General features: G+C 69.9%; 12 protein-coding genes. 11 read left to right on the forward strand and 1 reads right to left on the reverse strand.

The window, feature by feature from the left end; translation table 11 throughout:
• Window positions 1-202 precede the first annotated feature (202 nt).
• The 7 genes from pyrR to pyrF all read left to right on the forward strand — a co-directional run bounded on the left by pyrR (window position 203) and on the right by pyrF (window position 9021).
• Entirely contained in the window at window positions 203-778 is a 576-nt protein-coding gene (gene pyrR / locus ACOJVU_RS16105) for a bifunctional pyr operon transcriptional regulator/uracil phosphoribosyltransferase PyrR (RefSeq protein ID WP_421530680.1), read from the forward strand.
• Window positions 775-1740 (forward strand): aspartate carbamoyltransferase catalytic subunit, encoded by a 966-nt coding sequence (locus ACOJVU_RS16110; RefSeq protein ID WP_421530681.1) that lies wholly within the window; start codon window positions 775-777, stop codon window positions 1738-1740. The genes pyrR and ACOJVU_RS16110 overlap by 4 nt, the downstream gene beginning before the upstream one ends.
• Window positions 1737-3029, forward strand: a complete 1293-nt coding sequence (locus ACOJVU_RS16115; RefSeq protein WP_421530682.1) for a dihydroorotase — start codon at window positions 1737-1739, stop codon at window positions 3027-3029. The genes ACOJVU_RS16110 and ACOJVU_RS16115 overlap by 4 nt, the downstream gene beginning before the upstream one ends.
• Before the next feature lie 49 nt (window positions 3030-3078).
• Complete coding sequence (locus ACOJVU_RS16120) at window positions 3079-3579, forward strand: transporter (RefSeq protein ID WP_421530683.1); 501 nt, start codon at window positions 3079-3081, stop codon at window positions 3577-3579.
• Between the two features lie 15 nt (window positions 3580-3594).
• On the forward strand, window positions 3595-4713 hold the full coding sequence (gene carA / locus ACOJVU_RS16125) for a glutamine-hydrolyzing carbamoyl-phosphate synthase small subunit (RefSeq protein ID WP_421530684.1): 1119 nt from the start codon (window positions 3595-3597) through the stop codon (window positions 4711-4713).
• Between the two features lie 88 nt (window positions 4714-4801).
• A complete protein-coding gene (gene carB / locus ACOJVU_RS16130) occupies window positions 4802-8185 on the forward strand; it encodes a carbamoyl-phosphate synthase large subunit (RefSeq protein ID WP_421530685.1) in 3384 nt (1127 codons plus the stop codon).
• Window positions 8182-9021: an orotidine-5'-phosphate decarboxylase gene (pyrF, locus tag ACOJVU_RS16135; protein ID WP_421530686.1), complete on the forward strand. Its 840-nt coding sequence runs from the start codon at window positions 8182-8184 to the stop codon at window positions 9019-9021. Before carB ends, pyrF begins: the two co-directional genes overlap by 4 nt.
• 5 nt (window positions 9022-9026) lie before the next feature.
• On the opposite strand, the gene ACOJVU_RS16140 is transcribed toward pyrF, so the two are convergent.
• A complete protein-coding gene (locus tag ACOJVU_RS16140; RefSeq protein ID WP_421530687.1) occupies window positions 9027-9449 on the reverse strand; it encodes a TOBE domain-containing protein in 423 nt (140 codons plus the stop codon).
• A gap of 467 nt (window positions 9450-9916) precedes the next feature.
• On the opposite strand from ACOJVU_RS16140, the gene mihF reads away from it, so the two are divergent.
• From mihF to coaBC, 4 genes are all read left to right on the forward strand, one after another.
• Window positions 9917-10234 (forward strand): integration host factor, actinobacterial type, encoded by a 318-nt coding sequence (gene mihF / locus ACOJVU_RS16145; RefSeq protein WP_421530688.1) that lies wholly within the window; start codon window positions 9917-9919, stop codon window positions 10232-10234.
• Window positions 10235-10264: 30 nt separating this feature from the next.
• Window positions 10265-10885, forward strand: a complete 621-nt coding sequence (gene gmk / locus ACOJVU_RS16150) for a guanylate kinase (RefSeq protein WP_421530689.1) — start codon at window positions 10265-10267, stop codon at window positions 10883-10885.
• A gap of 79 nt (window positions 10886-10964) precedes the next feature.
• Window positions 10965-11294 carry a DNA-directed RNA polymerase subunit omega gene (gene rpoZ / locus ACOJVU_RS16155; RefSeq protein ID WP_421530690.1) on the forward strand — a complete coding sequence of 110 codons (330 nt, stop codon included), beginning with the start codon at window positions 10965-10967 and terminating at the stop codon, window positions 11292-11294.
• Window positions 11295-11316: 22 nt separating this feature from the next.
• Window positions 11317-12558 (forward strand): bifunctional phosphopantothenoylcysteine decarboxylase/phosphopantothenate--cysteine ligase CoaBC, encoded by a 1242-nt coding sequence (gene coaBC / locus ACOJVU_RS16160; RefSeq protein ID WP_421530691.1) that lies wholly within the window; start codon window positions 11317-11319, stop codon window positions 12556-12558.
• The last annotated feature ends 48 nt before the right edge of the window (window positions 12559-12606 follow it).

Raw genomic sequence — 12606 nt, forward strand, 5'->3', positions numbered from 1 at the left:
GATGCGCTCGATCAGCGCCGCTTCGCCGGAGGCGGGGTCCACCGCCACCAATGATTCGAACATGAGTTCGATGCTAGACCGGGCCACCGACAACGTCCGCGGGGCACGTCGTCGCCGCAGCGGACGGCGGTGCTAGGCTTCCGGACAGTCGACATCCTTTAACGATCCGTCCCGCGAGGCGGAGAAGGAGGTCACATCACGCATGGGTGCCGCGGATGACGCCGCCACCGGCCGCGAATTGATGTCGGCGGCCGACGTGGGCCGCACCATTTCCCGTATCGCCCATCAGGTCATCGAAAAGACCGCGCTCGACGGCACGGACGCGCCGCGGGTGGTGCTGCTCGGCATCCCGACCCGCGGGGTCATCCTGGCCGAACGCCTGGCCGTCAACATCGCCGAATACAGCGGGGTCGATCTCGCGCGTGGCGCCCTGGACATCACGCTGTACCGCGACGACCTGAGGCAAAAGCCGCCCCGGGCGCTGGAACCCACCTCGATCCCCGCCGGCGGCGTCGACGACGCCCTCGTGATCCTGGTCGACGACGTGCTGTTCTCGGGACGCACGGTGGCCGCCGCCCTGGACGCGCTGCGCGATGTGGGCCGGCCCCGCGCGGTGCAGCTGGCGGTGCTGGTGGACCGTGGCCACCGCGAACTTCCGCTGCGCGCCGACTACGTCGGCAAGAACGTACCGACCTCACGAAGCGAGAGCGTCCACGTGCTGCTCGGCGAGCACGACGGCCGCGACGGCGTGGTGATCTCGAGGGACGACATCCGATGACCAGGCACCTACTGGCGGCCGGCGACCTGAGCCGCGACGAGGCCACCGCGATCCTCGACGACGCCGACCGGTTCGCGCAGGCTCTGGTGGGACGCGAGATCAAGAAGTTGCCGACGCTGCGCGGCCGCACCGTGGTCACGATGTTCTACGAGAACTCGACCCGTACCCGGGTGTCGTTCGAGGTGGCCGGCAAGTGGATGAGCGCCGACGTCATCAACGTCAGCGCGACCGGATCGTCGGTGGGCAAGGGGGAGTCGTTGCGCGACACCGCGTTCACGCTGCGGGCGGCCGGCGCCGACGCGCTGATCATCCGGCACCCGGCTTCGGGCGCTGCGCATCTGCTGGCCCAGTGGAGTTCGTCCGCGGGCCTGCAGGAGGGCGGCCCGTCGGTGATCAACGCCGGCGACGGCACGCACGAACACCCGACCCAGGCGCTGCTGGACGCGCTGACCCTGCGCCAGCGGCTCGGCGGCATCGAGGGCCGGCGCGTCGTGATCGTCGGGGACATCCTGCACAGCCGCGTCGCTCGCTCCAACGTCATGCTGCTGGCCACGCTGGGCGCCGAGGTGGTGCTGGTGGCGCCGCCCACACTGCTGCCGGCCGGGGTCGACGGCTGGCCGGCGACGGTCTGCTACGACTTCGACGCCGAACTGCCCGCCGCGGACGCGGTGCTGATGCTGCGGGTACAGGCCGAGCGGATGACCGGCGGCTTCTTCCCGTCGGTGCGCGAGTACTCGGTCCGCTACGGCCTGTCCGACCGGCGCCAGGCCATGCTGCCCGGCCACGCCGTGGTGCTGCACCCCGGGCCGATGGTGCGCGGCATGGAGATCGCCTCTTCGGTGGCCGACTCTACGCAATCGGCTGTGCTGCAACAAGTTTCCAACGGTGTGCATGTGCGGATGGCCGTCTTGTTCCATGTGCTGGTCGGCACCGAAGCACCAGGGGAAGAGGGTGCGGCGTGACTGTGCTGCTGCGCGGGGTCCGGCTTTACGGCGAAGGCGACCGGGTCGACGTGCTGGTCGAGGACGGCCAGATCGCCGCCGTCGGTGCGGGTCTGCAGATCCCCGAGTACGCGGACGTCATCGACGCCACGGGCCAGGTGCTGCTGCCCGGGTTCGTCGACTTGCACACCCACCTGCGCGAGCCCGGCCGCGAATACGCCGAGGACATCGAAACCGGCTCGGCTGCCGCGGCTTTGGGCGGCTACACCGCGGTGTTCGCGATGGCCAACACGAGCCCGGTCGCCGACAGCCCGGTGGTCACCGACCACGTGTGGCATCGCGGCCGGCAGGTCGGCCTGGTCGACGTGCACCCCGTCGGCGCCGTCACCGTCGGACTGGCCGGGGTCCAGCTCACCGAGATGGGCATGATGGCCGCCGGCGCCGCGCAGGTGCGGATGTTCTCCGACGACGGAATGTGCGTGCACGATCCGCTGGTGATGCGCCGCGCCCTGGAATACGCCACCGGGTTGGGGGCCCTGGTCGCCCAGCACGCCGAGGAGCCGCGGCTGACCGCGGGCGCCGTCGCCCACGAGGGGCCCACGGCCGGGCGGCTGGGGTTGGCGGGTTGGCCCAGGGCCGCCGAGGAATCCATCGTCGCCCGCGACGCGCTGCTGGCCCGCGACGCCGGCGCCCGGGTGCACATCTGCCACGCTTCTACCGCGGGAACCGTCGAGATCCTGAAATGGGCTAAGAGTCAAGGCATCTCGATCACCGCCGAGGTGACTCCGCATCACCTGTTGCTCGACGACAGCAGACTGAACAGCTATGACGGCGTCAACCGGGTCAATCCACCGCTGCGGGAAGTCTCTGATGCGCTCGCTTTGCGTCAGGCGCTCGCCGACGGGGTGATCGAATGTGTGGCCACCGATCACGCACCCCACGCCGAGCACGAGAAATGCGTCGAGTTCTGCGCTGCCCGCCCCGGCATGCTGGGGCTGCAGACGGCGCTCTCGGTGGTGGTGCAGACCATGGTGGCGCCCGGGCTGCTGAACTGGCGCGACGTCGCCAGGGTGATGAGTGAGAACCCGGCGCGCATCGCCCGCCTGCCCGATCACGGCCGGCCGCTGGAGGTGGGGGAGCCGGCGAACCTGACCGTGGTGGACCCCGACGCCACCTGGACGGTCGCCGGGCCGCACCTGGCCAGTCGGTCGGCAAACACGCCGTACGAGTCGATGACGCTGCCCGCCACCGTGACCGCGACCCTGCTGCGCGGCAAGATCACCGCGCGAGACGGGAAGAGCCCGGCATGAACCGCGCCGGCGACGAGGCAGAGTCAAGCGATGAGGAGGAGCGGCGCGCATGAACTCCGGCACGCTGGCAGGATCACTCGTCGTCGCGGCCGTTCTGGTGGTGGTGATCGCCGTGCTGATCCAGCTGATGATGCGCGGCTGGCGACGCCGCGCCCAACGGCAGGCCGAGCTGATCGGCAGCCTGCCCGAGATGCCCGCCGAGGTGGGCGGGGCAACCAGTGCCATCCGCGGTGTCTATGTCGGCTGCACGTTGCCACCCGCCTGGAACGACCGGATCACGGTCGGCGATCTCGGTTACCGCAGCAAGGCGGTGCTGATCCGCTATCCCGAGGGAATCCTGCTGGAACGCAGCCGCGCCAAACCCCTGTGGATTCCGCAGGAATCCATCGTGGCGGTCCGCACCGAGCGGGGCATGGCCGGTAAGGTCGGCGCCCGCAACGGGATACTGGCGATCCGGTGGCGGCTGCCGTCGGGCGCCGAGATCGACACGGGGTTCCGCGCGGGCAACCGTGACGAATACGACGACGTGCTGCGGGACACCCAGCGATGAGGAGGAGCGGCGCTGATGACTGAGGCCCTGCTGGTGCTCGAAGACGGCCGTGTCTTCACCGGGACACCCTACGGCGAAGTCGGCCAAACCCTCGGGGAGGCAGTGTTTTCCACCGGAATGTCCGGCTATCAGGAGACACTGACCGATCCTAGCTATCACCGGCAGATCGTGGTGGCCACCGCGCCGCAGATCGGCAACACGGGCTGGAACGGCGAGGACGCCGAGAGCCGCGGCGACAAGATCTGGGTGGCCGGGTATGCGGTACGCGACCCGTCGCCGCGCGCGTCCAATTGGCGGGCCACCGGCACCCTGGAGGATGAGCTGGTTCGCCAGCATGTCGTCGGGATCGCCGGCATCGACACCCGAGCGGCGGTGCGGCATCTGCGCAGCCGCGGATCGATGAAGGCGGGTGTGTTCTCCGGTGCCGCCCTGGCCGAACCCGCCGAACTGATCGAGCGGGTCGTCGGCCAGCCCTCGATGCTCGGTGCCGACCTGGCGGGCGAGGTCAGCACACCGCAGGCCTATGTCGTGGAGGCGCAGGGCACCCACCGGTTCACCGTGGCCGCGCTGGACCTCGGGATCAAGACCAACACGCCGCGCAACTTCGCCCGCCGCGGCATCCGCAGCCACGTGCTGCCGTCGTCGGCTACGTTCGAACAGATCAGCGAGCTGGCTCCCGACGGGGTGTTCCTGTCCAACGGCCCCGGCGACCCGGCCACCGCCGACCAGCTCGTCGGGCTCACCCGCGAGGTGTTGGGTGCCGGGATCCCGTTGTTCGGCATCTGTTTCGGCAACCAGATCTTCGGGCGGGCGCTGGGGCTGTCCACCTACAAGATGGCGTTCGGTCACCGGGGCATCAACATCCCGGTCATCGACCACGCCACCGGCCGGGTCGCGATCACCGCTCAGAACCACGGCTTCGCGCTGGAAGGGGAGGCGGGCCAGTCCTTCGACACGCCGTTCGGCCCGGCGGTGGTCAGCCACACCTGCGCCAACGACGGCGTGGTGGAGGGCGTCAAACTCGCTGACGGGCGGGCGTTCTCGGTGCAGTACCACCCCGAGGCCGCCGCCGGCCCCCACGATGCGGAATACCTGTTCGACCAATTCATCGACATGATGGAGGGCCGGCAATGACCGCGAGAGTGCGCGGTTGTGCGCCATTGACGGCGTGTCGGCGTTTCAACGCGCGCGCTCGCGCCCAGACAACCGGAAGGGAGCGCTAGTGCCGCGTCGCACCGACCTCAATCACGTGCTGGTGATCGGCTCGGGGCCGATCGTGATCGGGCAGGCCTGCGAATTCGACTACTCCGGCACGCAGGCCTGCCGGGTGCTGCGGGCCGAGGGCCTGCAGGTGAGCCTGGTCAACTCCAACCCGGCCACCATCATGACCGACCCCGAGTACGCCGACTTCACCTACATCGAGCCCGTGACGCCGGCCTTCGTCGAACGGGTGATCGCCCAGCAGGCCGAGCGCGGCAACCGGATCGACGCGCTGCTGGCCACCCTGGGTGGGCAGACCGCGCTCAACACCGCGGTCGCCCTGCACGAGAACGGGGTGCTGGAGCGGTACGGCATCGAACTGATCGGGGCCGACTTCGACGCGATCCAGCGCGGCGAGGACCGGCAGATGTTCAAGGACATCGTCGCCAAGGTCGGCGGCGAATCCGCGCGCAGCCGGGTGTGTTTCACCATGGAAGAGGTCCGCGAGACGGTCGCTGAGCTGGGGCTTCCGGTGGTGGTGCGGCCCAGCTTCACCATGGGCGGGCTGGGCTCGGGCATGGCGCACTCCAGCGAGCAGATCGAGCGGATGGCCGGTGCCGGGCTGGCGGCCTCGCCCAGCGCCAACGTGCTGATCGAGGAATCCATCTACGGCTGGAAGGAATTCGAGCTCGAGCTGATGCGCGACGGCCACGACAACGTGGTCGTGGTGTGCTCCATCGAGAACATCGACCCGATGGGCGTGCACACCGGCGACTCGGTCACCGTCGCGCCGGCCATGACGCTGACTGACCGGGAATACCAGCGGATGCGCGATTTGGGCATTGCGATCCTGCGCGAGGTCGGCGTCGACACCGGCGGCTGCAACATCCAGTTCGCGGTCGATCCGGCCGACGGCCGGCTGGTCGTCGTCGAGATGAACCCGCGGGTGTCCCGCTCGAGCGCGCTGGCGTCCAAGGCCACCGGATTCCCGATCGCCAAGATCGCCGCGAAGCTCGCCATCGGCTACACCCTCGACGAGATCGTCAACGACATCACCAAGGAGACACCGGCCGCCTTCGAACCCACGCTGGACTACGTCGTGGTCAAGGCCCCGCGGTTCGCGTTCGAGAAGTTCCCCGGCGCCGACCCCACCCTGACCACCACGATGCAATCCGTGGGCGAGGCGATGTCGTTGGGGCGCAACTTCGTCGAGGCGTTGGGCAAGGTGATGAGGTCGTTGGAGACCACCCGTGCCGGATTCTGGACCACCCCGGACCCCGACGGGCCGGAAGGGGGAGCCGAGGAGGTGCTGACCCGGCTGCGGACCCCGACCGAAGGGCGGCTCTATGACGTGGAACGGGCGCTGCGCCTGGGCGCGTCGGTGGAGCGGGTCGCTGAGGCCAGCGGCGTGGACCCGTGGTTCGTCGCGCAGATCGGCGAGCTGGTGGCGCTGCGCGACGAACTGGCCGAGGCCCCCGTGCTCGACGCGGAGCTGCTGCGCCGCGGCAAGCACAACGGCCTGTCGGACCGCCAGATCGCCGCGCTGCGACCCGAATTGGCCGGCGAGGACGGGGTGCGGTCGCTACGCGAGCGCCTCGGCATCCACCCGGTGTACAAGACGGTCGACACCTGCGCCGCGGAGTTCGAGGCCAAGACGCCTTATCACTACAGCAGCTATGAGCTCGACCCTGCCGCGGAGACGGAGGTGGCCCCGCAGACCGAGAAGCCCAAGGTGCTGATCCTGGGTTCCGGCCCGAACCGGATCGGGCAGGGCATCGAATTCGACTACAGCTGTGTGCATGCGGCAACCACGCTGAGCCAGGCGGGTTTCGAGACCGTGATGGTCAACTGCAACCCGGAGACGGTGTCCACCGACTACGACACCGCCGACCGGCTCTACTTCGAGCCCCTGACGTTCGAGGACGTCCTCGAGGTCTTCCGCGCCGAAACCGAGTCGGCCGGCCATGGCTCGGGGGGCCCCGGGGTCGCGGGCGTCATCGTGCAGCTCGGCGGCCAGACGCCCCTCGGGCTCGCGCAACGCCTCGCCGATGCCGGGGTTCCCATCGTCGGCACCCCGCCGGAGGCCATCGACCTGGCCGAGGACCGCGGCGCGTTCGGCGACCTGCTGGCCACGGCGGGCCTGCCCGCCCCCCGCTACGGCATGGCGACGACCTTCGCCCAGGCGCGCCGGATTGCCGAGGACATCGGCTATCCGGTGCTGGTGCGGCCGTCGTATGTGCTGGGCGGCCGCGGCATGGAGATCGTCTACGACGACGAGACGCTGAAGGGTTACATCGGCCGCGCCACCGAGCTGTCGCCCGAGCATCCCGTGCTCGTCGACCGCTTTCTCGAGGACGCGGTCGAGATCGATGTCGACGCGCTGTGCGACGGCACGGAGGTCTACATCGGCGGCATCATGGAGCACATCGAGGAGGCCGGGATCCACTCCGGTGACTCGGCGTGTGCGCTGCCGCCGGTCACGTTGGGCCGCAGCGACATCGAGAAGGTCCGTCACGCAACCGAGGCCATCGCCCACGGCATCGGCGTGATCGGCCTGCTCAACGTGCAGTACGCCCTCAAGGATGACGTGCTCTACGTCCTGGAGGCCAATCCCCGCGCCAGCCGCACGGTACCGTTCGTGTCCAAGGCCACCGCCATCCCGCTCGCCAAGGCCTGCGCGCGGATCATGCTGGGCACCAAGATCTCCCAGCTCCGTGACGAAGGAATCCTGGCCACTTCCGGGGACGGCGCGCACGCCGCGCCGACGGCGCCGATCGCGGTCAAGGAGGCGGTGCTGCCGTTCCACCGGTTCCACAGCGCCGACGGGGCGGCGATCGACTCGCTGCTGGGCCCGGAGATGAAGTCGACCGGCGAGGTCATGGGTATCGACCGCGACTTCGGCAGCGCCTTTGCCAAGAGCCAGACCGCCGCCTACGGGTCGCTGCCGGCCGAGGGCACCGTGTTCGTCTCGGTCGCCAACCGCGACAAGCGGTCACTGGTGTTCCCGGTCAAACGACTGGCCGACCTCGGATTCCGCGTCCTGGCTACCGAAGGGACCGCGGAGATGTTGCGCCGCAACGGCATTCCCTGCGACGAGGTACGCAAGCACTTCGAGCCGCCGGAGCCGGGCCGCCCGGAGGTCTCCGCGGTCGAGGCCATCAAGGCCGGCGAGGTCGACATGGTGATCAACACGCCCTACGGCAACTCCGGGCCGCGCATCGACGGCTACGAGATCCGTTCTGTTGCGGTCGGGGTCAACATCCCCTGTGTCACGACGGTGCAGGGCGCGTCGGCGGCGGTGCAGGGCATCGAAGCCGGGATCCGGGGCGACATCGGCGTGCGGTGCCTGCAGGAGCTCCACAGCGTGATAGATCCCACGGGTACTGCGACCGGCGCTGCGCCGTGACGAGTTCCGGGACCGGATTCGGCGCGCGGCTGGCTGCGGCGAAGCTGAGTCGCGGGCCGCTGTGCCTGGGCATCGACCCGCATCCGGACCTGCTGCGGGCGTGGGGCCTGCCGGCGAATGCCGACGGGCTGGCCGCGTTCTGCGACACCTGCGTCGAGGCCTTTGCGGGGTTCGCCGTCGTCAAGCCTCAGGTGGCGTTCTTCGAGGCCTACGGAGCCGCCGGCTATGCGGTGCTGGAGCGCACGTTCGCGGCGTTGCGGTCGGCCGGGGTGCTGGTGCTGGCCGACGCCAAGCGCGGGGACATCGGGACGACGATGGCCGCCTACGCCGCCGCCTGGGCGGGAGATTCGCCGTTGGCCGCCGACGCGGTGACGGCCTCGCCCTATCTGGGGTTCGGCTCGCTGCGACCGCTGTTGGAGGCCGCCGTCGCCCACGACCGGGGCGTGTTCGTGCTGGCGGCCACGTCGAACCCGGAGGGCGCCACGGTGCAGCGCGCGGTCTTCGACGGCCGCACCGTGGCCCAGTTGGTCGTCGACCAGGCGGCGGTGCTGAATCGGGCGAACGCGTCGTACGGCCCGGGCTATGTCGGTGTGGTGGTGGGGGCCACGGTGTCAGAAGCGCCCGATCTCAGCGCGTTGGACGGCCCGGTGCTGGTCCCCGGTATCGGGGCGCAAGGCGGACGGCCCGAAGCGCTCGGCGGGCTGGGCGGCGCCGCACCAGGCCAACTGCTGCCCGCGGTGTCGCGGGAGGTGCTGCGGGCCGGACCGGGCATACCGGACCTGCGGGCGGCCGGCCAGCGAATGCTGGACGCCGTCGCGTACCTGTCGAGGCCGTAGCCGCGTCAGTCGGACGCTATCGCCGCGCCGGGGTCGGCGGTCTCGACGATGACGTTGGTGGCCTTGACGACGGCCACGGTGACGGAGCCGGGCCGCAGCTGCAGCTCCTGGGCGGCCTCGGTGCTCATCAACGACACCACGGTGAACGGGCCGCATTGCATCTCCACCTGCGTCATCACCCGGTCGCTGATGACCCTGGTGACCAGACCGACGAACCGGTTGCGGGCCGAGCTGCCGATGCTGAGCGGGTCCGGCGGTGGGGCCGGCGCATTGGTGCGGGAGAACTCGGCGAGGTCCTCGCTGGCGATGACTTTGCGGCCGGCCGCATCGTGGCTGACGGCCAACGCACCCTGGTTGATCCAGCGCCGAACGGTGTCGTCACTGACTCCCAGCAACTCAGCCGCCTGGCGGATCCGCAGTTGCGGCACCGCACGATGGTAGCCGATCGCGGCGCAGGGTCAGCCGCAGCAGGTTGTTCGGTCGCAGCGGCGTGTGACCGGTGCGCGACACGCGCGACACGCCACCCGAGTGCGTGATCTGCCGGATCGGCCGTGCGTCCGTCCGTCGCAGGTGGTCGCGGCCCGCCGGCGAGAACGCGCACCGCACCGGGCGGACACCGCCTGTAATGCGTAAAAGGCCTGCTAGATGGCCTTGAGGCGGCGGCCGGACCGGCCCGGCGCGAGGGTGCACCGTGGCGGGGTCCGAGTTCGCGCCGATCCCTTTCGGCCGCCCGTCCGAGGGTCGCCGCGCCAGGTTTACGCTGGGCATTTACTCCCTCGAGTGAGGGGGCGGGTTAGATTTCGTCAGGAAGCCTGAGTACGGTCGTCTCCGCTGGTGGTAACCGGCAGAGACAAACGAGATCGATTGAGATTGATTGATCAGATACGGAGGAATCGTGGCCCTTCCCCAGTTGACCGACGAGCAGCGCGCGGCCGCGTTGGAGAAGGCGGCTGCCGCTCGTCGAGCTCGCGCAGAACTCAAAGATCGGCTCAAGCGCGGTGGCACCAACCTGACCCAGGTGCTCAAGGACGCCGAGACCGATGAAGTTCTGGGCAAGATGAAGGTTTCTGCGCTGCTGGAGGCCCTGCCGAAGGTGGGCAAGGTCAAAGCGCAGGAAATCATGACCGAGCTCGAGATCGCGCCGACCCGGCGCTTGCGCGGGCTCGGCGATCGGCAGCGCAAGGCCCTGCTGGACAAGTTCGGCTCCGCCTAACCCGCGCCGAGGATGCAGGCCGGAGCGCCTGTGAGCGCCGGCGAGGGACCGGCCGCCGGACACGGGGGGCGCCGCGAGCCGGCGGGCCGCGTGGTCGTGCTGTCCGGTCCCTCAGCGGTCGGTAAGTCGTCCGTGGTTCGGTGTCTGCGTGAGCGAATACCGGACCTGCACTTCAGCGTCTCGGCGACGACCAGGGCGCCGCGGCCGGGCGAGGTCGACGGCGTCGACTACCACTTCGTCAGCCCGGAACGCTTTCAGCGGCTGATCCACGACGGCGACCTGCTCGAATGGGCCGAGATCCACGGCGGGCTGCACCGGTCGGGTACCCCGGCCGGGCCGGTGCGGGCGGCCGCCGCGGCGGGTGTCCCGGTGCTCATCGAGGTCGACCTGGCCGGCGCCAAGGCGGTCAAGAAGGCGATGCCCGAGGCCATCACCGTGTTCCTCGCGCCGCCGAGCTGGGAGGATCTGCGGGCCCGGCTGGTCGGCCGCGGAACCGAGACACCCGAGGCGATACGGCGGCGTCTCGACACCGCGCGGCTGGAACTGGCGGCCCAAAACGAGTTCGACACGGTGGTGGTGAACAGCCAATTGGAATCTGCGTGTGCCGAATTGGTATCCTTGCTGGTGGGAACTGCCCCGGGCCCGGCATAAGCCGCCTCGCCGAATAACATCGAGCCCAACGTTGCGAGCCGTTTTCGCACCGCTCTACGCCGCCAGGAGATTTTCTTACGTGAGTATTCCGCAGTCCGACGCATCGCCGACCGCCGCCGGCGTCGACCGGTTCGATCCCTCCGCAGGTGGTCAGCGCGTCTACGACACCCCGCTGGGCATCACGAACCCGCCCATCGACGAGTTGCTGGACCGCGTCTCGAGCAAGTACGCCCTGGTGATCTACGCGGCCAAGAGGGCCCGGCAGATCAACGACTACTACAACCAACTCGGTGAGGGCATCCTCGAATACGTCGGCCCGCTCGTCGAGCCCGGCCTGCAGGAGAAGCCGCTGTCCATTGCGATGCGCGAGATCCACGCCGACCTGCTCGAGCACACCGAGGGCGAGTAACAGGGCAGGCCCGGGCTCGGCTGTGGAACGCAAGCGGATCGTCGTCGGCGTCTCGGGCGGGATCGCCGCCTACAAGGCGTGCACCGTCGTTCGCCAGCTCTCCGAGGCCGGTCACGCGGTTCGGGTGGTCCCCACCGAGTCCGCGTTGCGCTTCGTCGGCGCCGCGACCTTCGAAGCCCTGTCCGGCCAGCCGGTTCACACCGGCGTCTTCTCCGACGTCCCCGACGTGCCGCACGTGCAGATCGGTCAGCAGGCCGACCTGGTCGTGGTGGCGCCGGCGACCGCGGACCTGCTGGCCCGGGCGGTGGCCGGGCGAGCCGACGACCTGCTGACCGCCACCCTGCTCACCGCGCGCTGCCCGGTGCTGTTCGCCCCGGCGATGCACACCGAGATGTGGCGGCACCCGGCCACCGTCGACAACGTGGCCACCCTGCGCAGGCGCGGGGCCGTTGTGCTGGAACCCGCGGCCGGACGCCTCACCGGCGCCGACACCGGGACGGGCCGGCTACCCGAGGCCGAAGAGATCACCACGCTGGCCCAGCTGCTGCTGGAGCGGCACGACGCGCTGACCTACGACCTGGCCGGCCGCAAGGTGCTGGTGACGGCCGGCGGCACCCGGGAACCGATCGATCCCGTGCGCTTCATCGGCAACCGCAGCTCCGGCAAGCAAGGCTATGCGGTCGCGCGGGTCGCCGCGCAGCGCGGCGCCGAGGTCACCCTGATCGCCGGGCACACCGCGGGGCTGATCGACCCCGCCGGCGTCGAGGTCGTTCGTGTCAGCTCGGCCGAGCAACTCGGCAACGCGGTGTCCAAGCACTCCTCGGCGGCCGACGTCCTGGTGATGGCGGCGGCCGTCGCCGACTTCCGGCCCGCGCAGGTCGCGGCCGCCAAGATCAAGAAAGGCGCCGAGGAGCCACCGGCGATTTCGCTGGTGCGCAACGACGACGTGCTGGCCGCCGCGGTGCGGGCGCGCGTCCACGGCGAGCTGCCCAACATGCGGGCCATCGTCGGGTTTGCCGCCGAGACCGGGGACGCCGACGGCGACGTGCTGTTCCACGCGCGCGAGAAGCTCCGTCGCAAGGGGTGTGACCTGTTGGTCGTCAACGCCGTCGGCGAGGGCCGGGCATTCGAGGTGGACAGCAACGACGGCTGGTTGCTGGCTTCTGACGGGACCGAGTCGGCGCTGCAACACGGTTCCAAGACGTTGATGGCGAGTCGTATCGTTGACGCGATTGTCGCGTTCCTGCGCGGCGAGGCCGGATAGCGGCGCCGGGCTCCGGGCTTGGGTTGGATGGGCATCACCCGGCGGATC

This window comes from Mycobacterium sp. THU-M104, assembly GCF_049197365.1.
Lineage (GTDB): Bacteria > Actinomycetota > Actinomycetes > Mycobacteriales > Mycobacteriaceae > Mycobacterium.

Coding starts and splice junctions, on each gene's coding strand:
- pyrR (WP_421530680.1), top strand. CDS start 203: ATGGGTGCCGCGGATGACGCCGCCACCGGCCGCGAATTGATGTCGGCG.
- ACOJVU_RS16110 (WP_421530681.1), top strand. CDS start 775: ATGACCAGGCACCTACTGGCGGCCGGCGACCTGAGCCGCGACGAGGCC.
- ACOJVU_RS16120 (WP_421530683.1), top strand. CDS start 3,079: ATGAACTCCGGCACGCTGGCAGGATCACTCGTCGTCGCGGCCGTTCTG.
- carA (WP_421530684.1), top strand. CDS start 3,595: ATGACTGAGGCCCTGCTGGTGCTCGAAGACGGCCGTGTCTTCACCGGG.